Below are 24,813 nucleotides of genomic sequence, written 5' to 3'. Positions count from 1 at the left end.
AAGGAGAAGGCTTTGCACGTCACCAAGGAACAACTGAAGGCAGCATTCACCGTGTCGGGTCTGAAGGTTCGCACACGCAACGCCGATGAGTCGCAGGCCGCGAGCGCAAAAATCGGCCCGATGTGGCAGCGGTTTTACAGTGAAGGGTTGTACGAGGGGATCCCCGCCAAACAACCGGGCTCACCGGTCTACGGGGTTTACAGCGGCTATGAATCCGATGCCAGTGGCCTGTTTGATGTGACGGCGGGCGTGGCGACGGATGCGCCCGCCCTGGGTTTTGAAAGCCTGGTTATTGAGCCGGGAAACTACCTGGTATTTGAAGCACGCGGGCCAATGCCCCAGGCGATCATCGCCGCCTGGCAGCAGATCTGGGCGTATTTCGAGCAACCTGACGTGCCGGCCCGTGCGTTTGTCACGGACTTTGAGGCTTATCAGGGCCCGGACCTGGCGTTCATCCATATCGGCATTCGCTAGGCTTCGGACGGGCTTTCCCGTTCCAGCAGCTGCCGCTTGCGCTCCACGCCCCAGCGGTAGCCCGACAGGTCCCCATTACTGCGCACCACGCGGTGGCAGGGAATGGCGACCGCCAGGCTGTTCGCGCCACAGGCCTGGGCTACGGCTCGAAAGGACTTGGGCGCGCCGATTTGCTGGGCGATTTGCGCGTAACTGGCAGTGCTGCCCACCGGAATGGTGCGCAGCGCTTGCCATACCCGTTCTTGAAAGGCTGTACCGCGCAGGTCCAGTGGCAAGTCCAGCCCCAGTGCGGGCGCTTCAATAAAGCCAACGACCTGGGCGATCACTTGCTCAAAGTGTGGGTCAGCTCCCACCAGCTCGGCCTTGGGAAATTGGTCCTGCAGGTCGCGCACCAGTTTGTCCGGATCATCCCCCAGCAGGATCGCGCACACGCCGCGCATGCTCTGCGCCACCAGAATCGCACCCAGTGAACATTGGCCCACGGCAAACAGGATTTCGTTGTTGGTGCCGCCGGCCCGGTAATCGCTGGGTTTCATGCCGAGCAGTTGGTCGGCAGACTCATAAAAGCGGCTGTTGGAATTGAAGCCGGCGTCATACAAGGCGTCGGTGACCGAATGCGGGCCCTTGAGGCTGTTGCGCACTTTGCGTGAGCGATGGGCGCTGGCGTAGCCCTTGGGCGTCAGGCCGGTCACGGTCTTGAACACGCGGTGGAAGTGAAAGGGGCTCAGGCCAGCGTGTTTGGCCAGGGTTTCCAGGTCGGGGGGCGTCTCGGCTTGCTCGATCAGCCGGCACGCGTCGGCGACCAGTCGGGCATGGTGCAGGGCGACTTGGGTCTGATCGCCGACAGCCCTTTTGCTGGGGCGATAGCCCGCCGCTTCGGCTTGCTCGCGGGTGTCGAAAAACTCGATATTTTCTGGGCGCGGCAGGCGCGAAGCACTGCTGGGGCGGCAATACACGCCAGTGGTTTTCACGCCGTAGACAAACAGCGTATCGGCCTTGGGGTCGCGGGCCACAATGGCAGCCCAGCGAGGATCTTGTTCGTTGCTCATGGCCAGCACTCTAGACGGTTCACATGGGCAGGTTAGCCGGGCTGGCCGTCTGTGACACTCCGAACCTTGCGGTCAAATCAGCCTGCGGTGCGAAATGTGAGGTTGATGCGTTGCGGGCCCATGACCGGGTGCATGCCTTCCTTGATCGGCATCACGCCGTGAAAACGCAAGCGGTCGACGCCACCCCAGACCACCACATCGCCATGGAACAGCGAGATTTTCTGGGCCTTGTCGCTGCGTTCATGGCCACCGAACAAGAAGATGGCCGGCAAGCCAAGGGACACGGACACCACGGGGGCATCGTAGAGGCGCTCGTTCTTGTCTTGATGCAAGGACATCTTGGCGCCCGGCACATACCGGTTGATCAGGCAGGCATCGGGGGCGAAATCGTTGAACCCGGCCTCAGCAGCTGCCTGCACGGCCAGCTGGCGCAACACCTCGGGCAAGGCCGGCCAGGGTTGCTGGCTGCGTGGGTCAAGCGGGCTGTAACGGTAGCCGCGGGTGTCCGTCGTCCAGCCCAGTTCGCCGCAACTGCTCAGCGCCGCCGACATGGTAAAGCCACCGGGCGTGGTCATTTTCCGAAAGGGTGACTGGGCCAGGATGCGGCGAAGTTCAGGCAGAAGGCGATCGATCCAGGGCAGGGCGTGGCCTCTGAGCACGTAGGACTCTGCGCCAATCTGTTCGCGCCCTGCGGGTTGTTGCAAGGCGTTGTCCGCGAACAGGTCGGCAGTAGGGCCGGGCATGGCTTACAGCGCCTTACTCACGTTGATGTCAGTAATTTCATCAGTGGCGTCGTGAATTTTAGCCAGGGCTTGCTTGGCTTCCTCTACGCTGTTGCTCTGCAATTGCGCGAACTCGAAACGGCGTTCGCCGTTGAGTTTGTATTTGATGACGTACTTGGTGGTGGTGTTCACGGCTATTTCCTGTCGGGTATTCGGATCAGCTCAGCTTGGAGCTGGTGCGACGAACGATGCGGATCTTGTGGGACAGCGCAGGTTTGCGAGTAACGCTGATGGCGCGGCGAGTGACCACATCCAGGGTGATGTTCCAGAAGCCGGTGCTGGGTGCGGTGATCTTGGCCGGGAACTTGTCGAAAGCACCACCGTGGTAGGTATGGCGACCGCCGTTTTTAAAGCTGCGAAAATTCGCATCGCTCATCAAACGGATGTTACAGGTCTGCGAGCATTCGATGACGACAATGTCTCCCTCGTTGAGGTGCTCACGCTGGTGGATGAATTTCATGAGGGTGTCTCCAGAAGGGCTTTTTCTGAAAAATCAGAATGATACGTAGGTTAAGATAGAGTTTATCAGCCCCAGCGCGTTTATTATCGGGCCGTCGTCGACGACTTCGACAATTTAAAACAGTTATTTACCGAGTTATCAGGGATAAATCCTACTTGGGCGGGAGAAAATTACCATCCCCGCTGTCGTAGGGTCTTTATCGGAGGTTTTTGTATGAAGTGGAGTGTGTTGGTTCTGGCCTTGGCAATAGGTGGGTGTGCTTCGGTTGCAGATATCAAGCAGACCCCGCCGACGCTGTCGGTCATTTCCGGGAAGAAACCACAGGAATATGCTGCCTGTGTCGTGCGCAAACTGTCGACGACGCGCCGACCACCACAGATCGAGCCCCACAAGGATGGTGTGCAGGTAATTGTGCCGCAGAAGTATTCGGCTGACCCTTCGGCGATCTTCGAGATTGAAGAACGCTCCAGCGGCAGCAGCATCAAGCTCTACGAGAGCATGGCCAACGTACCTATCCGCCCAGGTGACGTGAAAAAAGCCGGTGAGGATTGCATTTCCGGCTGATTCCCCGCGTTTCACCCATGCGCCAACATCCGATAAAGAAGCCCGGCCCCGCTGTTGTGGGGCCGGGCTTTTTAATGCATGAGGTTTGACGGTTATCGTCAGCGGATCATTACCCTACCACTTGTAGGCGTATGCGCTTAAGGCCTAAGCATATAACTATAAGAATGGAGTCGTGATGATTTCGTTTGAGCGAGTTCTGCTGGGAGGTGCGCTGCTGTTGCTTGGCCGAGTATGTGCGCAAGCAGTTGGTAGATTTCAGCAGCGGGGAGCGCATCAATCCGGTGATGCAGCCGCTGGCCAAAGTCCTGACCGAGGCGGAAATTTCTGCACTCAGCCTAACATTGGCGGCGATGCCTGCGCCCGTATCCGCAACCGTGCACCGTAGCGAAATGCCGAGTACTGCTGCGCAAAAGCTTGCTTTGCAAGGGGCGTGGGAGCGGCAAGTTCCTGCGTGTGTCAGTTGTCACGGGCCTGCAGGTGCCGGTGTGGGAAGTGCATTCCCGCCGCTGGCAGGTCAGCCGGCCGCCTATCTGAGCGCACAATTGGTCGCCGGGCAGGCAGGCACGCGGCGCAATGACCCCAATGACCCGATGGGGCACATCGCCAAGGCGCTGATCCCGGAAGAAGTGCAGGGGGGGGGCGCGCAGTATTTCGCGTCGCTGCACCAGGAGGTCAAGCCATGAAGGCCTTCAGGTTTGCACCCGTATTCGCCTTGCTGATTTCACTGCCGACGCATGCGGCGACGGTCGCCATGGAAGACCAGTCGCAGTCGCAGTTGCACCCAACCGCATCGCCTGTCTCTGCTACGTTCCAGCCGCCCCAAGAAAGTGAATTGCCTGACAACGCCTACGGCAAGCTCGTTAGGCAGGGTTACGCCTTGTTTGTGGACACCAAGCGGTTGGCACCGAAATTTGTCGGCAACGGCCTCAACTGCAGCAACTGCCACCTGGACCAGGGCCGGCTGGCCAATTGGGCACCGCTGTGGGGCGCTTATCCGATGTACCCGGCCTATCGAAAAAAGAACGACAAGGTCAATACCTTTGCCGATCGTCTGCAAGGCTGTTTCCAGTTCAGCATGAACGGTGGCACACCGCCTGCGGCAGATAGCCCCGAAATTACCGCGCTGTCGGTGTACGCCTATTGGTTGGCCAGCAAGGCGCCCTTGGGTGTCGAGCTGCCGGGACGAGGTTACCCGGACGTGGCGCCGCCCGCCAAAGGCTACAGCCTGGCCCGGGGCGCCGAGGTGTACAAAGACCAGTGTGCGGTGTGCCATGGCGGCGAAGGGCAGGGACAAAAGGGTGGCGACAGCTACGTCATGCCACCGTTGTGGGGTAAAGACTCCTACAATTGGGGCGCAGGCATGCACCGTTTCAATACGGCGGCGTCCTTCATCAAGCACAACATGCCGCTGGGCAAGGGTGGCAGCCTGAGCGATGAGCAGGCCTGGGACGTGGCGGCCTACCTCAACAGCCACGAGCGGCCGCAAGACCCACGGTTGATAGAGGGCTCGGTCGAGAAAACCCGTGTGAAGTTTCACGCCAATGACGGCGTCAATCTGTACGGGCAAACCGTTGAAGGCGTGCTGATCGGGCAGGGCATCCGTTAAACTGTCGGGTAATGCATACAAAAATGCCGCGCAACCTTAAGGTTTGCGCGGCATTTGTCTTTAAATCGGGAAAACCTAATGAAACGTGAACACGTCAGGGCGCGCCATGCCGACGGCCAGATCTCAGCCACCCATGTCATCCAGAACCCGGCTGACCTGGGTGAATGGATCGTGTTTTTCAAGAAGAGCGGCGGGCGTAGTTACTTCTTGGTGGACGAGCAGGACGAGGTAGAATCATTTGCGCGCCTGGATGAGCTGATCGAAACCCTGCGCGGGCTCGGCATCAAGTTCGCCGAAATCCACCTGTAGCCCTATGGCTTACTTGCAAACCACCACCACGCTGCGGCTTTTGTAGTTGCCCACGTCCTTGCCCAGGGTCTTGTCGTCCTCTTTGAGCGATGGCGTGCCTTCAGTGCCGACGATGCGGTAACCGGTGCCGGCGCAGGAAGCATCTGCCTTTTCATAGCAACTGGCCCAGGAGTTGGCTTCGCCGGAACAGTCGATGGTCAGGCCTTGTTCGCCGTTCTTCAGGTACGTATCGGAGGTGGTGGTGCAGCCGGTCATCAGGACCAGTGCTGCAGTCAGCGTCAGTATCTTGTTCATGGTGGGGTCGTCGTCGAGGTATTGGAGGGGCGCTGACACTGTCGTGGGGCGGTCGTGCGAGATTATAGCCATCTGCCACATACGCAGTCTCCAGAATAAACGCCTTCGACTGCGTAGCTTCCGTTGATGGGCGTTACGGCACGCCCATCACCAGTACACCACTGCCGCTGACGGCGCCGGCAGCGGGTAGCGACCCATTGCGTCGAACCAGGGTGAACATCACATCATCCCCACCCACGCTGTTGGTGATCTGTGTCCGGAATGAGCCGTTGACCTGAACCGCAGCCCCCGAACGGACCATAGCGGTACCCACGTTCGGGTTCGTCATACTCAGCAGACGTGTGTCGAATGACGAGGGTGTTCCTTTGTAGGTGATGGTGATCGGTGTCGTGATTCCCCCATCGGGGTACGAGTAAGTGAGCCTGCGGTTGCTGCGGATGGGGCTCGTCAGCGGGTCGGTGCCTATCTGTCGCTGCTGGACGGTGCCGAAGTCCACCGTGATCGGGTTGTTGTTATTGATCGTGCAGGTTGACGGCGAAACAGTAAAGTTGTTAGCCGACGTGTAAGTGACAGTGAGTTGCGGTCTCGAAGCGTCCCAGTTGTTCGAGCTGGTGAGACGTAACAGGCCGAGATTATCCCCGACACGGACATTGATAGGGTTCGACGGACTGTTACGCATCAGAATATAGGGGGTGATATTGATAGGATAAACGCCACCGTTGTTGGGCATGGTCGCGACCAGGATGCCGCTCAGGACCGGGGTGTTGTAGAAGGTCCCATTGATTCGCAGCCCGGTCCTTTCAAAGGAAAACTTGGGGCCGGGAGTCCACGGAGTGCCTGAACTATTGCCTGTTGCCCAATAGTCCTGACCCCACGCCGGACCCTGGCCAGGTGAGTATCGACATTCCAGCCTTGCGCCTTCGAGCATGATCCTGGTTTTGTCTGGGGTCAGCGTGACCGTAACGGGAACTTGCAGGTTGGGATTTCCCGTCTGCCATGCGCCACCATTCACCCTGCAGTCAACGGCCTGTGCAGTCGGAGCCAAACCAAGCAGCGTAAGAAGCATGCTTTTTTTATATAGTCGTTTCATTTTATTTCTCGTTGCTCCCCTCCCCGGAAGGCTAAATCCGCCCGGCGAGAGGTGAGGTTTGTCTGGGGCTGTTACGGATAGTCCAGCGTAAACGTTGACGTCACCGTATATCTGCCGTGCCCGATGGTTTGGTCCCGGATCGCATCCGGTTCGCCCTGCACATAGGCTTTGAGCTCAATCACATTGCTGCCGGTACTCAACACCTGTTTGTCGCTGACGGTGTTGACGGGTAAAGGTTTATTGCCCGGGGTTTCTATACCAAGGCCAATCCCCGTGGCGCCGCTGCCACCATCGAGTGCGAACAAGCCTGGCAACTTAGTGTTTTCCGTACCGCTGAGCAGGAGGGTGACCGAGTCGCCAATCGTGGTGTCGCAGTTCTCCAGATGCACCCTGAACCCCTTACCCTGGGTGCGCGTATTGAGGTAGAGGTGCTTGCTGGTGACGTCCCAGAGTTCCAGCGTGATCGCATCGTCACCCGGGCGAATCGTGCAAGCCTCTTCCACCAGGTTGCCCTTGAAGCTCAGGTTGTCTGCCGCAGACCCCTTGTCCGGCAAGCCGAAGGTCATCAATAACGCGAGCCAGGCACACGACCACTTTTTATGATCCATTTCAAATCGCATAGACGTGGTTCCTACTGGTATTCAGCCAACAGCGTGGCCACCGCTGCAAACCGTGTGGGGGCCAGCGTTGCACCGGCTTGTTTGACGGGCACGACGTCCAATGTCGGCGGTGTCGACAAAGTAATGTTCATGGGCGTGTTGAGTGGAAACGGCACGTTATTCTGAAAGACCCGGATACCCAGCGCCGGAACGTTGGTCTGCACCGCTGCGCCATCAAATGCCGTGGGCGTACCGTTGACGGTGAGCTTCAGCACCCAGGGGAGGGTGTCCGAGCCACAGTTGATGATGTAGGGAACCGATTTGCGGTACTTCACACCGTCGACACGTTTTACGCCTACATCTCCAAAGTCGATTTCAATGGTATTGCCTGCATCAATGGTACAAGGCGGCGGTTCGTTCAAGGTTCCGCTGAACGTCAGGTTGGCCAATGCACCACCGCACAGGCCGATGGAGCACAAGGCGAGCAACGCTCGCTGTTGCCAGCTTCTCATTGATCATTCCTCTTCATTGATAATCGACTACCAGAGTGGCGGTTGCATCAAATGCCCCTCCGGTCAATTTGCTGCCTGCACGCTTGACCGGCACCGCCTGCACGACAGGGATGTTTGGGTAGGTAAAATTCACGGCCCTGTTCAGCGGCCAGGCTGCACCGTTGACGTACAGCTTTACGCCAAGATCGGCCTTGCGGGTCACGAGCACGGCGCCGTCAAACGCCGCTCCCGTTCCCTTGAGTTCCAGAGTCAGCGCATTGCTGAAAGGCGAATTACAGGTGACGGTATAAGGCACATTTCGACGGTAATTGACGCCGTCCACCCGTGACGTCAGAAGGTCATTGCCGAAAGGCACATTGAGCGTGGTGCCGCTGTTGATCACACAGGGCGGAGGCGCAATGATGACCGCGCGAATGGTCAGGTTGGTATCGGCCTGCACACCCTGGCAAATCGCCCACAGCAGGCTGCCTCCTATTAGTAAGGCCCAGGGGCCGGTTGAGTTCGCCATCGTTCTGCCCTTACTCATAATTGAGCCTGAAATCCACCACGGCCCGAAATGCCCCGCTACTTAATTGAGCGGAGGTGCGCGTGGGCTGGACCTTCCAGGTCTGGGTATTGCTGCCCAGAGGAAGGAACAGAGGTTCCCCCCTTGAGCCAAGCTGTACATCGCGCCCTAAAGCATCGGTCAGTTGCAGGCCCATTCCGGTGATGCCTTGTACTTTGACCAATCGGGTGTCATCGGTATCAGCGGGCGCATAAAACGCCACCGACACCACCGGTTGGAATGCGCTCCACACCAAATTCCCCGTGCGTTCACTGCGGATGCCGCCGGCTTTGCGTTGGCAATCGGCAAAACGCAACTGGAACGCGATTGGGTTGGCCTGGTCGCCAGGGCGCTGCAGTTGGCTGGTCGAAAAGGCGCCCAGGTCAATGGTTTGATGCAGTGATGTCATTTCCAGGCTGCAAGGGGTTTCATGCATGGACCCACTGATGTTAAGCATGCCGCTCATACCCTCGACATCATCCTCCTGAGCGTGTGCCCCCCCCATACAGGCCAGCAGGAGTACGCCCAGGACCTTCATGTTATGCAGCTTCATGACCTTCTCCGGTGCCAGGCACTACTCATTGGGGGTAGGTGCTTGCGCGTTGACCTTGCAGGTGTTGTCACTGCAGGTAAAAGCCATCAGTGGGCGTCCGCCGTAATCGTTCACGTAGGCCAGGTGCGGGGTTGAGCCAAGTGCCTTGACGGTTGGCCCCAGGGCCAGCGAGCCTTTTGGGGGGATCATCAGCGGTTCAAAACCGGGCAAGGTTTTGCCGTCCTTGGCGCTGCGCGCATCGACCAGAGTGACGTAGTAGGGCGTCGGGTTGTTCACCTGGTAGCGGTCGCCTTCGCGAGTAAGGGTCAACTTTTCCTGCCATGGGTTGGACAAGTCTTGCTGGGTCGGCGTAATGGCTTGCGGCCGATAGAACAATTTGATTCGGGTCTGCAGTGCGATTTGCAAGGTGTTGGGCTTGTCACTGCGTGGAGGAATTTCCCGCAAATTGAAGTAGTAGACCGTCTCTCGATCCTGCGGCAATGTCTTGGCGGCCGGTAAGGCCTGCACTTTCATCTGGCTTTGTTTCCCCGGCTCCAACCGTTGAACCGGTGGCAACACGATCAGGGGGGACGTGATTTTTTTACCCGCTTCATCCTCAATCCACCCCTGTGCCAAATACGGCAATTGGGTGTTGTTGTTGGTGATATTCACGCTGGTAGCGTCTTTGCCACCATCAAAGATCACGCGGGTGCGGTCTAGGCCAACCGCAGCGTTGGCGTCGTGGCTCAAACCCAGCGCCAATAAGGTGAGGACCTGACAAGTGAAACGTGTGTAGAGGTTCATGAGGATGTGTTCTCCGTTTCGGCACGCTTGCCGGTCAACGTCGCGGGCTCAGGTAAGGATTGATCAGCGGCCACCATCCGGCAGCCCAGTTGCAGGGCATCGCTCAAGCCATCAGCGGGCAACACGTCGGGGAGGTTGAGGATGCAGCGTTCGGCGCCGCCCCAACTGACGACCATTTGTCCGCCGGCCTGGATGCCACTCAGGTACACGCTGCCGCCATCGTTCACGATGCCGGTGTCCTGTTGTTTTACGTTTTTGACGGTGGCGCCAAAGGGCGGTGAACTGCCATCGGGCAGGCGAAGAACGGCCATGGCTTTTTCACCGGCGATCACCGGCAGGGACCGGTAACCGATAGCGCCTTCGGTGAGCGTCAGCTGTGTGACGGATTGAGTGGCTTCGACATTGCTCGGCAAGCTCTCCAGGTCGACGCTGGCGGCTGTGCGCAAGTAGCTGGCTACGTCGACGATCACGGCTTTGCCGAAGGCGTTACTGCGGGTCGGCGTGCCGTAACCGCGCACTGGCACATCGGGTACACCGCCGGTGTCAACCATCAGGCGGGTTCCGCCTGTACTGTTGGTGCGATGCAGCGCTGCGCCATAGGGCGTGAGCGTGCCACCGCCGCGAGCCGATACGCTGAGTGTTGAGTAACCGCCTTCCTGCTTGCTTGCGGCCAGGTCAACGTCAGCCAAATTGCCGACATGATTCAAGTAGCCACTGACGGACTTGTCGTTGGCGCTGATCTGGTAACTGTTGCGTTCATCCAGGCGATCGTTATAGCGCGTGCCGAGGCTGTTCTTGCCTGAGACTCGGCTGGCGTCCATCGACAGCGTGCCGGTGGGCCCGAACGGCAGGCTGATCGCCAACGAAACACCGTTGTCCTTGTAGTTGTAGTCCTGGGTGCGATGAAGGTTCAGGGATACATTCAGGTTTTTGACGGTACCGACATTGAAGTAGCGAGATGCCGACAGGTTCCAACGCTGAGTGGCCGAGCGCCCCCAGTAGGTTTGTTTGTTGTAGCTGGCGTACACCGTGGCCCCTAGGTCACGAAACTGCTTGTTCACCGTTGCGGTATACAACGCCTTGCTATCACCGATCGGCCTCCAGCTTTTCAGAAGGTCGCCGTTGGCGTCGCGCCCGGCGAGTTCGCCATTCATGCCGTAATGACGAGCGTCCAGGTATTCGCTCATGCTCAGGTAGTTCTTCTCGGAAAATCGATACCCGGCAAAGGTGACTTGGCTGTCGTACTCCTCGAAATGCTTGGAATATTGAAGGCGGTACGATTTGCCCGAGAGCGACTCACCCCATACTTGCGCACGAGATTGAGTGACATCCAGCGAGAGCGCACCGAAGGCCAGCAAGTCGCGGCCGACCCCGGCAGACAATGCGCCGTAGTTGTTATCCGTGATACCGCCGCCATACAGCGACCAGCCGTTACTGACCCCCCACGAAAATTCACCCGTGCCGAAAAAGTCACCCTCGGCGCCGTAGTGCAGATTGGACGGACGCCCCGTCGCCACTTTGTAGCGAATATGCCCTGGGCGCGTGAGGTATGGCACCCCAGCCGTATCGAACTGGAACGTCTGTACCGAGCCATCCTGCTCTTCTACCCGCACATCCAGCCGACCGGTCACTGCATCATTGAGGTCCTGGATGCGAAAAGGACCTGCTGCAACCAGCGTTTCATACAGCACGCGGCCTTGTTGGCTGACAATGACCTTGGCGTTGGTTTTGGCCACGCCCACCACCTCAGGCGCATAACCACGCAAGTTAGGCGGCAACTGGCTCTCATCCGAATTGAGTGCGGCACCGGTGAAGCGGAAGCTGTCGAACAGATCCGAATACAGGTAGTTTTCACCCACAATCAGCCGGGCCTGCAATTGCGGGATGGCGCGATAGGCGTAGTAACGGCTCCACTCCAGGCGCTGACGACGCTCGGACGAGTCCGCACGGTCAGGGTCGACACGGCCCTGCCAGTCAGCCCGCAAACGCCACGCACCGGCATTGGCCCCCACCGTTCCGTTACCACTGAAGTTGGTGCGGGTCCCGTCATTCTTCTGGTGGCCGGTCTGCGCCGTCATGTTGTAGTCAATCAGCAGGCCAGGCACCCCTTCGTCCCAGCGAGAAGGGGGGTCCCAATTAATGTCGCTGTATTCAAGATAAGCGTGGGGCAAATTAATGTTGAGTGTGGACGTTGCCAGGTCACCATTGACTTCCGTTCCGGGCAGCTCCTGAATATCCAGGCACTCACCCTGTTTCCACCCATTGAGTTTTTCAATGATTGAAGATTTCAAACCCAATTGCTCAATAATGTTTTGCGATAAGCAGGCCTGGCTCCCTTTAGGATCATCGTCGGGTGGGTAAAACGCGACGGACTGTTCTGATATAGGTTGGTTGTTAATCTGTACGGTCATTGAGTACGTGCCCGGCAGAATGAATCCTTTACGTGCAAATTGCGACAAGTCAATGTTGGAGCGATCACTGAGATCAAGAACGTCGGTATTAAATTCGATATCCCCAGCGCCCAGTGCAGTCCCAGCCATGGATATCAAGCCGCCAAATACTAAACTTGGGCGTAATGTATTTTTTATCTTCGATGCATTCAGCATGAAAGCAACCCATCAATGTTCAAAAGTATTCCAGCCTGAATCGCACTGCGGCACTGTGCGCGCCGGGCAATAACTGCAACCCGTTGCCGACCAGACGAAGCGTGTAGTTCAGTGTCATGTCACCCTCATTCAAGGGATGCGGGGCCATGCGCTCGCCCGGGACACTCTCCTGGCCTGTGGAATCCCAAATATGAAACGCCACGCCTTGGGACAGGCCTGTGGCAGCAAAGGAGCGGCCATCCCTGTCGGGGGCTCCATCAAACGTTACCCGCAGATGTTCCCAGTCGGGCAGCGTTGCGCCTGGGCGATTCGGATCGGGGCGTGTCAATGAACAGTTGACCAGGCGCAGTTGAAAGGGGTGTGGTGCGCCCAGCGTATTTCGCAACAGCCGGCCGATGGGCTCCGGAGGCATTTCGATTGTCTGATCGACACTGGACAGTTCCAGCCCGCAGGCAGAATCAATGATCTCTCCGCCCAATGTCACAACCCCGTCGCCTTGACCTTGGGCAAGTACTTGTCCGATGGACATCATCAGTGAGCTGGTAATAGCGAGGTTTTTGAATGTTTTCACCGTTATCTCCCGCCAGTTGCCCCCCGCCACTGTGGTGGCGGGGGGAATATTCACTGATAAGCCAGGGTGAAATTGGTGACGGCGCTGAAATCACCGGGGACGATGTCGCCCGTGGCTGCACCCTGCACATAGGCACCGAATTCCAGGGTGTTATCACCGGCGACAATGGCCTGCGGGCGGGTCGGTGTACCCAGGTCGATAGGCGCGCCACCATGGGTCATCATGATGCCAATGTTGCCCGCGCCCCCGACGGTGCCGATCGCACCAGGCACCACGGTCGATGGCGCCGCTGTAAAGGTGGTCGTCACAGTGTTGTCGGTAAGGCCAGTCAGGTCGCAGCCTTCAAGTTCAATGCGTACAGGCCGGGCGCTGGATTTGCCTCCGGCTTGCAGTTGATGCTTTGCGATGGCCCCCAAGTTAACTGATTGATCTACGGATTCAGGCTTGATAGAACAGGCGCCAGAGTGAACCGAGCCGTAAAACGTAACGGTTCCATCCGCCGCTTGAACGGCAGGCATCGATCCCATCAACAGCCCGAGAGACAACAGCGCAGTTTTCATTTCAGTTTTCATTTGCAAAGACCCATCTATTAGTGAATGTCATCAGTCAATCCCAACGCAGTTGCGTGCAGGACTTTCCAGGCATACAGCAATGGTCGATGCCATTGCGACGCTGGTATTAATGCTTCGGGCCCGCCCTCGACTTGAACGTGGAAAGTTTTAAATTTTCCAACTAGTTGTATTGCCTGTTCAGGCTTTTTCCGAAGTCAGGTGATTGTCAGGGCCGTACTTTAAAAAGTAAGTCGCTGGATTCGTTTAGTTGCGTAGTCTAGATGTATCGGAATATGTAGGTGGATTATGGCTATTTGCCAAAACTAGAGTTTCGGCTGTAGGATATTAACTACACGACGATTGTTGAGCGGGGTTTACGTGGTGTGTTAGTTGTAGGAATGGTATTACAGCTTTGTGAATGCAATAGGGGGGGTATGCATTCATCTCAACGAATAGTGCGGTGTTGGGCAAGTAAGGTTGAGGGTGGCTAAAAACGCGCGCGCACAAAAAAGCCCCGATCAACGGGGCTTTCTGTGTGGCTTGATAAGCTTACTTGCCCTTAGGTCGTTTGCTCGACGCGTGGCCTGCTTCGTCCACGAACACTTCAGCCACTGCAATCGCTTGGCTTTCGGTTGCGAAAGCACCGGCAACGCTGTCGCCGTGGAAGTTGATCAGGTGCCAGCCGTCTGCTCGCTTCGTGATCAAGTAGCCGTTTACGCCTTTTGGTTCGGACATCTGTCAATCTCGTGGTCTGGTTCAAGCGGTCCATGATAGCGCCAAATGGCCTCGGGCCGCGCAAGTTGTTGCAGGTCAGTGTCGTATGGTCAAAAGCGTGGTAAAACGGTTGCAGCCCTTTAAGCAAGGGGGCAAAGGCTTGTTTTGCCATGCCGCCAGTGAAGCTCTTCGTAGGATCTGCGGAACTTACGCCGACATTTTTTCTCTATGATGACATCGCAACGCCAGCAGGACCCATTGTAAGGTGACTGCGGCCTGATTAGACTGCGCCGAATTCCGTACGCACAGCCCTTTAGTAAGGACTTATATGATCAAGAAATGCTTGTTCCCAGCAGCCGGTTACGGCACTCGCTTCTTGCCAGCGACCAAAGCCATGCCCAAAGAGATGCTGCCGGTGGTGAACAAGCCACTGATTCAGTACGGCGTCGAAGAGGCACTGGATGCCGGCCTGAACGAAATCTCCATCGTGACCGGCCGTGGTAAGCGCGCGCTGGAAGACCACTTCGACATCAGCTACGAGCTGGAAAACCAGATCAAGGGCACCGACAAGGAAAAATACCTGGTCGGCATCCGTCGTCTGCTGGACGAGTGCTCGTTCTCCTACACTCGCCAGACCCAGATGAAAGGCCTGGGCCACGCGATCCTGACCGGCCGCCCGCTGATCGGTGATGAACCATTCGCCGTGGTATTGGCGGATGACCTGTGCGTCAACCTGGACGGCAAGGGCGTGCTGGAGCAGATGGTCGACCTGTACAAAAAGTACCGTTGCACCATCGTTGCGGTCCAGGAAGTGGACCCTTCGGAAACCAACAAGTACGGCGTGATCGCCGGCGACGAAATCGGCGATGGCCTGATCCGCGTACGTGACATGGTTGAGAAGCCAGCGCCGGAAGATGCTCCGTCGAACCTGGCGATCATTGGTCGCTACATCCTGACCCCGGACATCTTCAAGCTGATCGAAGAAACCGAGCCAGGCAAAGGCGGCGAAATCCAGATCACCGACGCCCTGTTGAAGCAAGCCAAAGACGGCTGCGTGATTGCCTACAAGTTCAAAGGCCAGCGTTTCGACTGCGGTGGCGCCGAAGGCTACATTGAGGCGACCAACTTCTGCTTCGAGCATTTCTACAAGACCGGCAAGGCCTACTGAGTTCAGTCAGCCCCGCCAAGTAAAAAGCCACCTTCGGGTGGCTTTTTCGTTTTTCAGCCCCACGTAAGTCGGTATGCTGATGGCCTGCCGAGGAGAGTGAAATGGCCTACGATTTTGACCTGTATGTAATTGGCGCCGGTTCTGGCGGTGTTCGTGCTGCACGCTTTGCTGCGGGCTTTGGTGCCAAGGTGGCGGTAGCCGAGAGCCGCTACCTGGGCGGTACGTGCGTAAACGTCGGTTGCGTGCCGAAAAAACTGTTGGTGTACGGCGCGCATTTTGCCGAAGACTTTGAACAAGCCAGCGGGTTTGGCTGGTCGTTGGGTGAGGCGAACTTTGATTGGGCAACCCTGATCGCCAACAAGGACCGCGAAATCAACCGCCTCAATGGCATCTACCGCAACCTGCTGGTCAACAGTGGCGTGACCTTGCATGAAGGTCATGCGCGGCTGGTGGACCCGCATCAGGTGGAAATCAACGGTGAGCGCTTCACTGCCAAGCACATCTTGATTGCCACCGGCGGCTGGCCACAGATCCCGGAAATTCCGGGGCGCGAGCACGCCATCGGCTCCAACGAAGCGTTCTTCCTGAAAGAGCTGCCAAAACGCGTGCTGGTGGTGGGGGGCGGCTACATTGCCGTCGAGTTCGCCGGCATTTTCCACGGGCTGGGCGCGCAGACCTCGCTGTTGTATCGCGGCGATCTGTTCCTGCGCGGCTTTGATGGCTCGGTGCGCACGCACCTGAAGGAAGAGCTGACCAAGCGGGGCCTGGACCTGCAATTCAACGCAGACATCGAGCGCATCGACAAGCAAGCGGACGGCAGCCTCAAGGCCACTCTCAAGGACGGTCGTGTACTGGAAGCCGATTGCGTGTTTTACGCCACCGGCCGTCGCCCGATGCTGGATAACCTTGGGCTGGAAAACACCGGCGTCAAATTGGACAAGCGCGGCTTCGTTGAAGTGGATGACCTGTACCAGACCGCCGAGTCGTCGATCCTGGCCATCGGTGATGTGATTGGTCGCGTGCAGTTGACGCCGGTTGCCTTGGCCGAAGGCATGGCCGTAGCGCGTCGCCTGTTCAAGCCCGAGCAGTACCGCCCAGTGGATTACGCCATGATTCCGACGGCGGTGTTCAGCTTGCCGAACATCGGCACCGTGGGCTTGACCGAAGAAGAGGCGAAGAAGAACGGCCATAATGTGCAGGTCTTCGAAAGCCGCTTCCGGCCGATGAAGCTGACCTTGACCGACTGCCAGGAAAAAACCTTGATGAAGCTGGTGGTGGACGCTGACACCGACAAGGTGCTGGGTTGCCACATGGTCGGCCCCGACGCCGGCGAGATCGTGCAGGGCCTGGCGATCGCGCTCAAGGCGGGCGCGACCAAGCGGCATTTCGATGAAACCATCGGCGTGCACCCGACGGCGGCGGAAGAGTTCGTCACTATGCGCACGCCTGTGGCCGGCTGATCAGGCTGGCGGTGTCTGCTCTGGCGCCGTTGCAACGACGGCGGCCAGACGCAATGCCTCGATACTGGCCTGGGCCTTGATCAGGTCCAGTTCCAGCGCTTTGTTTGCCTGTTGGTGAGTTGCAAGCGACTCCTGGCGCGACTGACTTTCCAGCACGGCAACGCGCAAGCGTTCCTGAAGCAGCGTGCGTTCGCTGTCGATCTGGCTGACCTGTTCGCTCAACTTGAGCTGCAGGGCCTGGTCTTTTCGGGTTTGTTCCTGCAGTGCAGTCAATTCTTTCGCGGTCACGCGGTGCTCGATCAGCAGTCGCTCGTTGTCGCGGTGCAACTGCGTGATTTCGTCCTGGCGCACCAATGCGCTCTGCTGGGCCTGGCGCAGCTCCGTCTGGACCTGTTGCAGTTGCCCCTCATGGCGGCGCTGCTCCTGCTCGCGTTGATCCTTGATTGCGTTGCGGTAATGCTCAAGCGCGTCCCGGGCGTGCAGATGCTTTTCTTCCAGTGAGCGAATCTGCTCGTCCTTGTCGTTGATCCGCAACTCATAGTCGCTGCAGGCCTGGCTCAGCCCGGCATTGCGGGTCTGCTCGGTCTGCAGGCTGGCGGTGGTGGTTTGCAGGGCAGCGCTTTCCTCGGCCAGGGCGGAGGCTTGAATATCGAATTGCTGCTTGAGTTGGCCGTGGGCTTCTTCCAGGGTTTCCAGCTGGGCGAGCAGGGCAGTTTTCTGTTGCTCGAATTGCGCCAGGGCCAGGTCGATGGGCTCCTGGGCTTTTTCTTTTAGGCGTTGGGCCAGCCGCGCCACCAGTTCGCCAAGCTCGTCGTCGATGGGCGCCTCGGTGATGGTCAGGCGGGTTTCGCTGTCGTCCAGTTCTTTCAGATAGCGATGAATCGTGGTTTTCGAGCCGGTGTTGCCCATTTCGATGCGTACTGCGTCGATGCTGGGGTTCTCGCCACGGGCCAGGATGGCCAGGCGGGCCGTTTGAACCACTGCTTTGTTGATGCCGCCGCGCGCCATGGGGTCTCCGTCGATTTGATAGTGTGGTATGTGGTATGTATTTACATACTATATCATCAATAAAAAAATGTTAAAAATCATGATTTAACAGATGGGATATTGGCGTATTATCCCGTGTCAGGCGTGCTTTTGCGCACGCAGCGCCCAATGGCAGTACGAATAGGCCCCTCATGAGCGATCTGGATCGTTACCTAAACGCGGCCACCCGCGACAACACCCGCCGCAGCTACCGTGCGGCCATCGAGCATTTTGAAGTGAGCTGGGGCGGTTTCCTGCCGGCCACCAGCGACAGCGTGGCGCGTTATCTGGTCGCCCACGCTGGCGTGCTGGCGGTCAACACGTTGAAGTTGCGGCTGTCAGCATTGGCGCAGTGGCACACCAGCCAGGGGTTTCCAGACCCGACCAAGGCGCCAATGGTGCGTAAGGTGTTCAAAGGGATTCGTGCTGTGCACCCTGCGCGGGAAAAGCAGGCTGAGCCTCTGCAGCTCAAGCATCTGGAGCAGGTGGTTGCCTCTTTAGAGGCCGAAGCTAAGGCGGCGAGTGATGCCCAGGACATGCCTGGCTTGCTTCGCGCCAAGCGCGACACAGCACTGATCCTGCTGGGGTTCTGGCGCGGGTTTCGTAGCGATGAGCTCTGTCGCCTGGAAATCCAGCACGTTCAAGCTATGCCCGGGGCTGGCATCAGCCTGTACCTGCCGCGCAGCAAGAGTGACCGTGACAACCTCGGCAAGACTTATCAGACGCCGGCGCTGTTGCGGCTTTGCCCGGTGCAGGCCTACAGCGAGTGGCTCAGCACCTCTGCACTGGTGCGCGGCCCGGTATTCCGTGCGATTGATCGCTGGGGCAACCTGGGCGAGGAGGGGTTGCATCCCAACAGCGTGATTCCACTGTTGCGTCAGGCCCTGGAGCGAGCGGGTATTCCTGCGGATCACTACACCAGTCACTCACTGCGTCGCGGCTTCGCCACCTGGGCCCACCGTAGCGGCTGGGACCTGAAGTCGCTGATGAGTTACGTCGGTTGGAACGACATGAAATCCGCCATGCGCTATGTTGAAGCGACGCCCTTTCTCGGCATGACGTTGGCCACCCAACCGCTGATTTGAGATTTCTTCTATTAATACAGTTACCTGATAGGGAAAACCAATTGCCAGCATCAGGTTTGCCAATGAGCCATCGGTCGAGAGAGTGGGTAGGATTCACCTCATCAACTTCTTAACCCCTGACGGAGAGTCAACGATGCCTATCATCAACAGCCAAGTAAAACCGTTCAAAGCGACTGCATACAAAAACGGCAACTTCGTAGATGTGTCCGACGCTGACCTGAAAGGCAAGTGGTCCGTTGTGTTCTTCTACCCAGCCGACTTCACCTTCGTTTGCCCAACCGAGCTGGAAGACCTGGCTGACAACTACGCCGAATTCCAGAAACTGGGCGTCGAAATCTACAGCGTTTCCACCGACACCCACTTCGCCCACGCTGCCTGGCACAACACTTCGCCAGCCATCGGCAAAATCCAGTACACCATGATCGGCGACCCAACCCTGACCATCTCCCGCAACTTCGACGTGCTGATCGAAGAAGCTGGCCTGGCAGACCGCGGTACGTTCGTGATCAACCCAGAAGGTCAGATCAAGATCGTTGAGCTAAACGACGGCGGTGTTGGTCGTGACGCTTCCGAACTGCTGCGCAAAATCAAGGCGGCCCAGTACGTCGCTGCCCACCCAGGCGAAGTATGCCCAGCCAAGTGGAAAGAAGGCGAGGCTACTCTGGCTCCGTCCCTGGACCTGGTCGGCAAGATCTAAGTCTGTGAAGTCTCAAGGGCGGTACGCCGCACCTAAGTAAGCTGCATCCGCCCTCAAAACGCCCGGGCGAGATTCGCTCGGGCGTTTTTTTGTCTGCAATAAACCGAATGAACAGGAAATCGCCCGTATGTTGGACGCCAATCTTAAAGCTCAGTTGAAGTCATACCTGGAACGGGTCACCCAGCCGATCGAGATCGTCGCCTCCCTTGATGACGGTGCGAAATCCCAGGAAATGCTTGCCCTGTTGCAGGATGTTGTCAGCCTCACCACGCTGATCACCCTGAAAACCGATGGCAATGATGCGCGCAAGCCGTCGTTCTCCATCAACCGCCCGGGGGCCGAGATCAGCCTGCGTTTCGCCGGCATCCCCATGGGTCATGAATTCACTTCGTTGGTGCTGGCCCTGCTGCAAGTCGGTGGCCACCCGTCGAAGGCCAGTGTCGAAGTGATTGAACAGATCCGTGCCCTCAAGGGCGAGTTCAACTTCGAGACTTACTTCTCACTGTCGTGCCAGAACTGCCCGGATGTGGTCCAGGCGCTGAACCTGATGGCCGTGCTCAACCCGAACATCCGCCACGTTGCCATCGACGGTGCGCTGTTCCAGGCTGAAGTCGATGAACGCCAAATCATGGCGGTACCGAGCGTGTACCTCAATGGCGTGAACTTCGGCCAGGGCCGCATGGGCCTGGAAGAGATCCTCGCCAAGCTCGACACCAGCGGCATCGAAAAAGCCGCCGAAAAGATCAGCGCCAAAGACGCCTTTGATGTCCTCGTCGTCGGCGGTGGCCCAGCCGGTTCTTCCGCGGCCATCTACGCGGCCCGTAAAGGCATCCGCACCGGCGTCGCCGCTGAGCGCTTTGGCGGTCAGGTGCTGGACACCATGTCCATCGAGAACTTTATCTCGGTACAGGAAACCGAAGGCCCCAAACTGGCCAGCGCCCTGGAAGCCCACGTGCGTCAGTACGACGTGGACATCATGAACCTGCAGCGTGCCAGTGCGCTTGTCCCGGCGAAAAACGCCGGTGACTTGCACGAAATTCGCTTCGAAAGCGGTGCAACCCTCAAGTCCAAGACCGTGATCCTGGCCACCGGCGCCCGCTGGCGTGAAATGGGTGTGCCGGGCGAGCAGGAATACAAGGCCAAGGGCGTGTGCTTCTGCCCGCACTGCGATGGCCCGTTGTTCAAGGGCAAACGCGTCGCGGTGATCGGCGGCGGTAACTCCGGCGTTGAAGCGGCCATCGACCTGGCCGGCATCGTCAGCCACGTCACCTTGCTGGAGTTCGACAGCAAGTTGCGCGCCGACGCTGTGTTGCAGCGCAAGCTGTATAGCCTGCCGAACGTGGACGTGATTACCAGCGCCCTGACCAGTGAAGTCAAAGGTGACGGCCAGAAAGTCACGGGCTTGGCCTACAAGGATCGCGACAGCGGTGAGTTCAAGACCATCGACCTGGAAGGGATCTTTGTGCAGATCGGCCTGTTGCCCAACACCGACTGGCTCAAAGGCACCGTGGAATTGACACCACGCGGCGAGATCATCGTGGATGCACGCGGCGAGACTTCACTGCCTGGCGTGTTCGCTGCCGGTGACGTCACGACGGTGCCGTACAAGCAGATCGTGATTGCAGTAGGCGAGGGCGCGAAGGCTTCCCTCAGTGCGTTCGATCACCTGATCCGTACGTCTGCCCCGGCCTGATTGGGCCACAAACAAAAAGCCCCGTGAGCAATCACGGGGCTTTTTCGTTTCGTAGGAGCCGGCTTGCCGGCGATGGCGATTTCAAAATTGCCATCGCCAGCAAGGGGTATACAGGTTACAGCGGCGCAGGCTGAATGATCTCAACCCAGTACGCATCCGGGTCCTTGATGAACGCCAGGCTTTTCATGCGGCCATCGCTCAGGCGCTTCTGGAAGTCACAACCCAGGGCTTCGAAACGCTCGCACGCCGCGACGATATCCGGCACCGAAATGCAGATATGACCGAAACCGCGTGGGTCGGTGTTGCCGTTGTGGTAGGCGAAGTCGGCGTCGTTTTCGGTGCCGTGGTTGTGGGTCAGTTCCAGGATGCCCGGGATCGATTTCATCCATTGGGTGCGCTCGGCGGCATCGGCCGGGATCTGGGATTTGTCCACCAGGGCCAGGAAGTACAGGCTGAATTCGGCTTCCGGGAAATCACGCTTTTCAACCAGGGAGAACCCCAGGACGCGGGTGTAGAAGTCCAGCGACTTGGTGATGTCCTTGACCCGCAGCATGGTGTGGTTGAACACGAAGTTCGCGGTGGCGGTGTCGGGCTGGGCAGTGACGCCCGGGAAAGTGTTCAGTTCGTGCAGGCTCATGGGCCCTCCAGAAAAAAATGGGGCAAACGCGGCTCCGGTGACAGGAGCGTTCCCTTGGCTTGCGGCTGGCATCCGTGCAGCGGGGTCATGATACGCAAGGCCCGCCCAGGGCGCCAAATGAAAAAGGTCACGCGGCGCTTGCGACCAGTCGGTGTCGGGCCTCAAACTTTGAGGCTTGAACCTTGGGTGTTTCTGGCAATGATTGAGTTCCGTAAACCGCTGTTGAGTTCGTTGTGCCTGCTGTTGGGCAGCCCGTTTGCGCTGGCGGCCGACCCGGAAATCCACTGGCCCAGCGGCTGGCAAGTGGAAGAAGTGGTGTCGGATGATCAAGCGCCCGCCACCCCTGCAACCGTGTCGCGCCAACGCGCAATCAAGAACGATGAAAATGGCACTACCTTGATGGTCATGGAGTTGACCGCAACGCCGATCGATGCCGGGCATAAAGTTAATCTTCAAGGCGTGCTGCTGGAAATGCGCAAATCCATCCAGAAGGATTTTGCCAAAGGCGGTTATCAAAGCGTGTGCAGCAAGATGCACCCCTCGACATTGAGTCGTCTTGATGCACTGGAAACCACTTGTGTGATTACCGAGAACGGGCGACATGTGTTGTCGCAAACACTAGTGGGGGCGGTAGATGCCGATAAGGCGTATGTCTTTTCGTACGCGGGCCAGGCGCAGGCCTACGAAGCAAGCAAAGATGAAGTCAGTGCGGTGCGTGCAAGCCTGAAACTATAAGCAGGGCGTCCCTCGATTGTGAAAGAGATGAACTGTTAGTTAAGTTCGATTTCGAACCTTGGCGCTCCTCGCCAGACTTAAACAAAAAGCCCCGCATGTGCGGGGCTCTTTGTTAGTGCATGTTGATCAGCCGCGAAGCCAGGAATCTACAGTGGCGGCGCCGTACTGTTCTTTCCAGGCCTTCAGGCCGCGGTGGTTGCCGCCTTTGGTTTCGATCAGCTCACCGGTGTGCGGGTTCTGGTAGACCTTGACCACACGTGCGCGGCGCTGTTTAGGCGCGGCGACAGCAGCGGAGGCCTTGCCCGGGTTAGGGTCAAGGATGGAAATGATGTCGCGCAGGCCTTTGCCGTAGGTCTTCATCAGCGCTTGAAGCTTTTCTTCGAATTCGATTTCTTTCTTCAGGCCGGCGTCGTTCTTCAGGGATTCCAGCTGGGCAAGCTGCTCTTGAAGGGCTTTTTCTGCTGCGCGAAATTCGGCGAGTCTGGACAAAATCTGTACTCCAATAGTGTATTTGGCTGATATCAACTGCAGACAACGCTATAAGCCAAGAGCTTTAAGGTGACTCAAAGAAAGAAACCTTTCTGCGAGTTGTGCACAGGCACGAAAAATTGTAGTAGTTAATTCATCACGAGTAAATCATGACTTTTGTCGAAATAACACGCTTTCATCAAGGGTGGTAGATGGCTATTCAATGGCTGCTCAGTGATTTAATGAACTCCTCACATGGAAGAGGCCGTCCGAACAGATAACCCTGCAGGAAATCCACACCTTGTGCCGCCAGATATTCGCATTGCTCGGTTGTTTCCACGCCTTCGGCGACGATCCCCAGGTCGAGTTTGCCGGACAGTTCAATGATGCTGTCCAGAATATGCCGCGAGAGCGCATCCGCGCCGATCATCGCGACAAAGCTTTGGTCGATCTTCAAGTAGTCCACATTGAAGTTACGCAAGTAACCCAGGCTCGAGTGTCCAGTACCGAAGTCATCGATGGCGATCATCACGCCCAGTTCATGCAGAGCGTCGAATAGCTGGCGTGTGATGTCGGTAGGTTCGATCAACTCGCGTTCGGTCAACTCCAGCACCAGCGTGACCTGGCCTGGTGTAAAGGCCGCAAGAAACTCGCGACAGTCGTCTACCAGCGCGAGGTCCTGACAGTGCCGCGCGGTGATGTTCACACCCACGTGAAAACCCGGCGAGAAACGCTCGGCATGGGGGGCCAACTGAGCAGCGGTCTGACGCAGGAGCGACCGGGTCATGGGCACGATCAGGCCGGAATGCTCAGCCAACGGAATAAACAGGTCGGGGCGCACCAGGCCTTCCTTCGGGTGCTGCCAGCGCATCAACACTTCGCAACCGGCCCATTGGCGGGTGTCGCCACGTACCACAGGCTGGAAGTAGGGAATGAACTCGTTGGCCCCCAAAGCCCGCTGCAACTCGTGGGTCGGTGCCGATGAACGCTTTTGCAACCAGTGCGCAAGCACGCCGGCCAATACACCAAAGAACATCAGCAGGCTGAACAGCGCGGGGTAGCGGGCTTCCATGTAGCGCCACACTTCACCGGCGGGCATGCCGGCGTCGACGCTGTAGTGATAACGCGAAGACACCAAGTGATGATGGGCCACGGGAAACTGCGGCACTGCGTTGTCATGCACCTTGCCCTCGGCGTCCAGCCAGTTGGGGCCCACTTGCAGGATAAGGTGCGCGTAACGGCTGATCAGGCGCAGGGCGTTGGTCAGGTGGTAACCGTCGATAGAGGCAAACGCGGCTTTATCGCCATCTACCAGCCGGTACACGAGTAGCGCGGTATCGGGCGTGACCGGGTTGCCATTCATCAACCACAGCGTGCCATCAACGTAATCGTCCGGGTTGACCGCCGACTCGTAGTTGCCGCCAAACAGCGATGTGCAATAGATGTTTCTCTTCCAGGACAGGGTCGTGGCTCGCACAAAGGGGCGGCGGGTCACCTGTTCACGCAGCGCCAGTTGCGCACCGCTGTCACACGGCTGGCCGGCCAGTGGCAATAAGGCCTGGGCGGCGAGATAGGTATTGTCCAGCATCAGGTCGAATTGCCGAACGGCTTCCTGTGCGGTCTGGGCCGTGCTCAATTGCAAGGTACGCTCGGCTTGCCAGTACAGGATGACCACACCCAAGGCGATGGGTAACAGGCCGCTGAGGGTGGTGATCAGGTAGCGCGTGGCGCGTTTTCGCGGGCCTGTGACGGTGAGGGGCATGGACAATGCGGCCTGTGGCTG

The 24,813-nt window shown here is 58.1% G+C and carries 29 protein-coding genes and 1 pseudogene; 11 read left to right on the top strand and 19 right to left on the bottom strand.

Annotated elements, in window-relative coordinates:
* Positions 1–12 precede the first annotated feature (12 nt).
* The gene (locus tag M2394_RS02075) at positions 13–474 is read left to right on the top strand and encodes a GyrI-like domain-containing protein (RefSeq protein ID WP_259171444.1); all 462 of its coding nucleotides are present in this window, start codon (positions 13–15) and stop codon (positions 472–474) included.
* Here the strand turns inward: M2394_RS02075 and ada are convergent.
* The 4 genes from ada to M2394_RS02055 form a co-directional block, all read right to left on the bottom strand.
* On the bottom strand, positions 471–1,523 hold the full coding sequence (gene ada, locus M2394_RS02070) for a bifunctional DNA-binding transcriptional regulator/O6-methylguanine-DNA methyltransferase Ada (protein WP_178920742.1): 1,053 nt from the start codon (positions 1,521–1,523) through the stop codon (positions 471–473). The genes M2394_RS02075 and ada overlap by 4 nt on opposite strands.
* Positions 1,524–1,600: 77 nt before the next feature.
* Positions 1,601–2,266: a DNA oxidative demethylase AlkB gene (alkB, locus tag M2394_RS02065; RefSeq protein ID WP_259171443.1), complete on the bottom strand. Its 666-nt coding sequence runs from the start codon at positions 2,264–2,266 to the stop codon at positions 1,601–1,603.
* Positions 2,267–2,269: 3 nt separating this feature from the next.
* Positions 2,270–2,437, bottom strand: coding sequence for a hypothetical protein (locus M2394_RS02060; protein WP_178920746.1), 168 nt, complete (start codon positions 2,435–2,437; stop codon positions 2,270–2,272).
* A 25-nt stretch (positions 2,438–2,462) separates the two neighbouring features.
* Complete coding sequence (locus M2394_RS02055; protein ID WP_003191319.1) at positions 2,463–2,765, bottom strand: DUF1883 domain-containing protein; 303 nt, start codon at positions 2,763–2,765, stop codon at positions 2,463–2,465.
* 213 nt (positions 2,766–2,978) lie between these two features.
* Between M2394_RS02055 and M2394_RS02050 the strand changes: the two genes are divergently transcribed.
* From M2394_RS02050 to M2394_RS02035, 4 genes and pseudogenes are all read left to right on the top strand, one after another.
* On the top strand, positions 2,979–3,329 hold the full coding sequence (locus tag M2394_RS02050) for a hypothetical protein (protein ID WP_176996021.1): 351 nt from the start codon (positions 2,979–2,981) through the stop codon (positions 3,327–3,329).
* Positions 3,330–3,553: 224 nt separating this feature from the next.
* Positions 3,554–4,012, top strand: a pseudogene (locus tag M2394_RS02045) (c-type cytochrome); the annotation flags it as partial.
* 68 nt (positions 4,013–4,080) lie between these two features.
* Positions 4,081–4,935 (top strand): c-type cytochrome, encoded by an 855-nt coding sequence (locus tag M2394_RS02040; protein WP_405046547.1) that lies wholly within the window; start codon positions 4,081–4,083, stop codon positions 4,933–4,935.
* Between the two features lie 78 nt (positions 4,936–5,013).
* Positions 5,014–5,244 carry a hypothetical protein gene (locus tag M2394_RS02035; RefSeq protein WP_178920748.1) on the top strand — a complete coding sequence of 77 codons (231 nt, stop codon included), beginning with the start codon at positions 5,014–5,016 and terminating at the stop codon, positions 5,242–5,244.
* A 9-nt stretch (positions 5,245–5,253) separates the two neighbouring features.
* Here the strand turns inward: M2394_RS02035 and M2394_RS02030 are convergent, their stop codons facing one another.
* The 11 genes from M2394_RS02030 to M2394_RS01980 all read right to left on the bottom strand — a co-directional run bounded on the left by M2394_RS02030 (position 5,254) and on the right by M2394_RS01980 (position 14,082).
* Positions 5,254–5,538 carry a hypothetical protein gene (locus M2394_RS02030; protein ID WP_178920750.1) on the bottom strand — a complete coding sequence of 95 codons (285 nt, stop codon included), beginning with the start codon at positions 5,536–5,538 and terminating at the stop codon, positions 5,254–5,256.
* 133 nt (positions 5,539–5,671) lie between these two features.
* On the bottom strand, positions 5,672–6,628 hold the full coding sequence (locus M2394_RS02025; protein WP_259171441.1) for a fimbrial protein: 957 nt from the start codon (positions 6,626–6,628) through the stop codon (positions 5,672–5,674).
* Between the two features lie 71 nt (positions 6,629–6,699).
* Complete coding sequence (locus tag M2394_RS02020) at positions 6,700–7,248, bottom strand: fimbrial protein (protein WP_178920754.1); 549 nt, start codon at positions 7,246–7,248, stop codon at positions 6,700–6,702.
* Positions 7,249–7,259: 11 nt separating this feature from the next.
* Complete coding sequence (locus tag M2394_RS02015; RefSeq protein WP_178920755.1) at positions 7,260–7,739, bottom strand: fimbrial protein; 480 nt, start codon at positions 7,737–7,739, stop codon at positions 7,260–7,262.
* 13 nt (positions 7,740–7,752) lie between these two features.
* Complete coding sequence (locus M2394_RS02010; protein ID WP_178920757.1) at positions 7,753–8,247, bottom strand: fimbrial protein; 495 nt, start codon at positions 8,245–8,247, stop codon at positions 7,753–7,755.
* Positions 8,248–8,257: 10 nt separating this feature from the next.
* Positions 8,258–8,836: a fimbrial protein gene (locus tag M2394_RS02005; RefSeq protein WP_178920759.1), complete on the bottom strand. Its 579-nt coding sequence runs from the start codon at positions 8,834–8,836 to the stop codon at positions 8,258–8,260.
* Positions 8,837–8,857: 21 nt separating this feature from the next.
* Positions 8,858–9,619, bottom strand: coding sequence for a fimbria/pilus periplasmic chaperone (locus M2394_RS02000; protein ID WP_178920761.1), 762 nt, complete (start codon positions 9,617–9,619; stop codon positions 8,858–8,860).
* Positions 9,616–12,225, bottom strand: coding sequence for an outer membrane usher protein (locus M2394_RS01995; protein WP_259171440.1), 2,610 nt, complete (start codon positions 12,223–12,225; stop codon positions 9,616–9,618). Before M2394_RS01995 ends, M2394_RS02000 begins: the two co-directional genes overlap by 4 nt.
* Before the next feature lie 19 nt (positions 12,226–12,244).
* Positions 12,245–12,796, bottom strand: coding sequence for a fimbrial protein (locus M2394_RS01990; protein WP_259171439.1), 552 nt, complete (start codon positions 12,794–12,796; stop codon positions 12,245–12,247).
* Between the two features lie 50 nt (positions 12,797–12,846).
* On the bottom strand, positions 12,847–13,368 hold the full coding sequence (locus M2394_RS01985; RefSeq protein ID WP_259171438.1) for a fimbrial protein: 522 nt from the start codon (positions 13,366–13,368) through the stop codon (positions 12,847–12,849).
* Positions 13,369–13,896: 528 nt separating this feature from the next.
* Positions 13,897–14,082: a hypothetical protein gene (locus tag M2394_RS01980; RefSeq protein WP_029294643.1), complete on the bottom strand. Its 186-nt coding sequence runs from the start codon at positions 14,080–14,082 to the stop codon at positions 13,897–13,899.
* Positions 14,083–14,389: 307 nt separating this feature from the next.
* Here M2394_RS01980 and galU point away from each other — a divergent pair, with 307 nt between their 5' ends.
* Positions 14,390–15,229: a UTP--glucose-1-phosphate uridylyltransferase GalU gene (gene galU, locus M2394_RS01975; protein ID WP_178920769.1), complete on the top strand. Its 840-nt coding sequence runs from the start codon at positions 14,390–14,392 to the stop codon at positions 15,227–15,229.
* A gap of 101 nt (positions 15,230–15,330) precedes the next feature.
* Positions 15,331–16,689 carry a glutathione-disulfide reductase gene (gene gorA / locus M2394_RS01970; RefSeq protein WP_178920770.1) on the top strand — a complete coding sequence of 453 codons (1,359 nt, stop codon included), beginning with the start codon at positions 15,331–15,333 and terminating at the stop codon, positions 16,687–16,689.
* Here gorA and M2394_RS01965 read toward each other — a convergent pair whose 3' ends face one another.
* Positions 16,690–17,697: a DNA-binding protein gene (locus M2394_RS01965; RefSeq protein ID WP_259171437.1), complete on the bottom strand. Its 1,008-nt coding sequence runs from the start codon at positions 17,695–17,697 to the stop codon at positions 16,690–16,692. It lies immediately after the preceding gene.
* A gap of 170 nt (positions 17,698–17,867) precedes the next feature.
* On the opposite strand from M2394_RS01965, the gene M2394_RS01960 reads away from it, so the two are divergent.
* The 3 genes from M2394_RS01960 to ahpF all read left to right on the top strand — a co-directional run bounded on the left by M2394_RS01960 (position 17,868) and on the right by ahpF (position 21,190).
* Positions 17,868–18,800 carry a site-specific integrase gene (locus tag M2394_RS01960; RefSeq protein ID WP_259171436.1) on the top strand — a complete coding sequence of 311 codons (933 nt, stop codon included), beginning with the start codon at positions 17,868–17,870 and terminating at the stop codon, positions 18,798–18,800.
* Between the two features lie 133 nt (positions 18,801–18,933).
* A complete protein-coding gene (gene ahpC / locus M2394_RS01955) occupies positions 18,934–19,497 on the top strand; it encodes an alkyl hydroperoxide reductase subunit C (protein WP_010210361.1) in 564 nt (187 codons plus the stop codon).
* A gap of 127 nt (positions 19,498–19,624) precedes the next feature.
* The gene (ahpF, locus tag M2394_RS01950; protein ID WP_176996037.1) at positions 19,625–21,190 is read left to right on the top strand and encodes an alkyl hydroperoxide reductase subunit F; all 1,566 of its coding nucleotides are present in this window, start codon (positions 19,625–19,627) and stop codon (positions 21,188–21,190) included.
* Between the two features lie 115 nt (positions 21,191–21,305).
* On the opposite strand, the gene gloA is transcribed toward ahpF, so the two are convergent.
* Positions 21,306–21,827, bottom strand: a complete 522-nt coding sequence (gene gloA, locus M2394_RS01945; protein WP_012724171.1) for a lactoylglutathione lyase — start codon at positions 21,825–21,827, stop codon at positions 21,306–21,308.
* Between the two features lie 198 nt (positions 21,828–22,025).
* Between gloA and M2394_RS01940 the strand changes: the two genes are divergently transcribed.
* A complete protein-coding gene (locus M2394_RS01940) occupies positions 22,026–22,562 on the top strand; it encodes a DUF4946 domain-containing protein (protein WP_178920817.1) in 537 nt (178 codons plus the stop codon).
* A 126-nt stretch (positions 22,563–22,688) separates the two neighbouring features.
* On the opposite strand, the gene M2394_RS01935 is transcribed toward M2394_RS01940, so the two are convergent.
* Together M2394_RS01935 and M2394_RS01930 are read right to left on the bottom strand one after the other, a co-directional pair.
* The gene (locus M2394_RS01935; RefSeq protein WP_178920776.1) at positions 22,689–23,051 is read right to left on the bottom strand and encodes a histone-like nucleoid-structuring protein, MvaT/MvaU family; all 363 of its coding nucleotides are present in this window, start codon (positions 23,049–23,051) and stop codon (positions 22,689–22,691) included.
* Positions 23,052–23,250: 199 nt separating this feature from the next.
* The gene (locus M2394_RS01930; RefSeq protein ID WP_259171435.1) at positions 23,251–24,792 is read right to left on the bottom strand and encodes an EAL domain-containing protein; all 1,542 of its coding nucleotides are present in this window, start codon (positions 24,790–24,792) and stop codon (positions 23,251–23,253) included.
* Positions 24,793–24,813: the final 21 nt, after the last annotated feature.

It is taken from the genome of Pseudomonas sp. BIGb0164 (assembly GCF_024810135.1).
In the GTDB taxonomy this organism is placed as follows: domain Bacteria; phylum Pseudomonadota; class Gammaproteobacteria; order Pseudomonadales; family Pseudomonadaceae; genus Aquipseudomonas.
Note: the sequence above shows the minus strand (reverse complement) of the source record. Positions and strands in the feature narration are given on the sequence as shown.

Coding starts and splice junctions, on each gene's coding strand:
- ada (WP_178920742.1), bottom strand. CDS start 1,523: ATGAGCAACGAACAAGATCCTCGCTGGGCTGCCATTGTGGCCCGCGAC.
- alkB (WP_259171443.1), bottom strand. CDS start 2,266: ATGCCCGGCCCTACTGCCGACCTGTTCGCGGACAACGCCTTGCAACAA.
- M2394_RS02055 (WP_003191319.1), bottom strand. CDS start 2,765: ATGAAATTCATCCACCAGCGTGAGCACCTCAACGAGGGAGACATTGTC.
- M2394_RS02050 (WP_176996021.1), top strand. CDS start 2,979: ATGAAGTGGAGTGTGTTGGTTCTGGCCTTGGCAATAGGTGGGTGTGCT.
- M2394_RS02040 (WP_405046547.1), top strand. CDS start 4,081: ATGGAAGACCAGTCGCAGTCGCAGTTGCACCCAACCGCATCGCCTGTC.
- M2394_RS02035 (WP_178920748.1), top strand. CDS start 5,014: ATGAAACGTGAACACGTCAGGGCGCGCCATGCCGACGGCCAGATCTCA.
- M2394_RS02030 (WP_178920750.1), bottom strand. CDS start 5,538: ATGAACAAGATACTGACGCTGACTGCAGCACTGGTCCTGATGACCGGC.
- M2394_RS02025 (WP_259171441.1), bottom strand. CDS start 6,628: ATGAAACGACTATATAAAAAAAGCATGCTTCTTACGCTGCTTGGTTTG.
- M2394_RS02020 (WP_178920754.1), bottom strand. CDS start 7,248: ATGCGATTTGAAATGGATCATAAAAAGTGGTCGTGTGCCTGGCTCGCG.
- M2394_RS02015 (WP_178920755.1), bottom strand. CDS start 7,739: ATGAGAAGCTGGCAACAGCGAGCGTTGCTCGCCTTGTGCTCCATCGGC.
- M2394_RS02010 (WP_178920757.1), bottom strand. CDS start 8,247: ATGGCGAACTCAACCGGCCCCTGGGCCTTACTAATAGGAGGCAGCCTG.
- M2394_RS02005 (WP_178920759.1), bottom strand. CDS start 8,836: ATGAAGCTGCATAACATGAAGGTCCTGGGCGTACTCCTGCTGGCCTGT.
- M2394_RS02000 (WP_178920761.1), bottom strand. CDS start 9,619: ATGAACCTCTACACACGTTTCACTTGTCAGGTCCTCACCTTATTGGCG.
- M2394_RS01995 (WP_259171440.1), bottom strand. CDS start 12,225: ATGCTGAATGCATCGAAGATAAAAAATACATTACGCCCAAGTTTAGTA.
- M2394_RS01985 (WP_259171438.1), bottom strand. CDS start 13,368: ATGAAAACTGAAATGAAAACTGCGCTGTTGTCTCTCGGGCTGTTGATG.
- M2394_RS01980 (WP_029294643.1), bottom strand. CDS start 14,082: ATGTCCGAACCAAAAGGCGTAAACGGCTACTTGATCACGAAGCGAGCA.
- galU (WP_178920769.1), top strand. CDS start 14,390: ATGATCAAGAAATGCTTGTTCCCAGCAGCCGGTTACGGCACTCGCTTC.
- gorA (WP_178920770.1), top strand. CDS start 15,331: ATGGCCTACGATTTTGACCTGTATGTAATTGGCGCCGGTTCTGGCGGT.
- M2394_RS01965 (WP_259171437.1), bottom strand. CDS start 17,697: ATGGCGCGCGGCGGCATCAACAAAGCAGTGGTTCAAACGGCCCGCCTG.
- M2394_RS01960 (WP_259171436.1), top strand. CDS start 17,868: ATGAGCGATCTGGATCGTTACCTAAACGCGGCCACCCGCGACAACACC.
- ahpC (WP_010210361.1), top strand. CDS start 18,934: ATGCCTATCATCAACAGCCAAGTAAAACCGTTCAAAGCGACTGCATAC.
- ahpF (WP_176996037.1), top strand. CDS start 19,625: ATGTTGGACGCCAATCTTAAAGCTCAGTTGAAGTCATACCTGGAACGG.
- gloA (WP_012724171.1), bottom strand. CDS start 21,827: ATGAGCCTGCACGAACTGAACACTTTCCCGGGCGTCACTGCCCAGCCC.
- M2394_RS01940 (WP_178920817.1), top strand. CDS start 22,026: ATGATTGAGTTCCGTAAACCGCTGTTGAGTTCGTTGTGCCTGCTGTTG.
- M2394_RS01930 (WP_259171435.1), bottom strand. CDS start 24,792: ATGCCCCTCACCGTCACAGGCCCGCGAAAACGCGCCACGCGCTACCTG.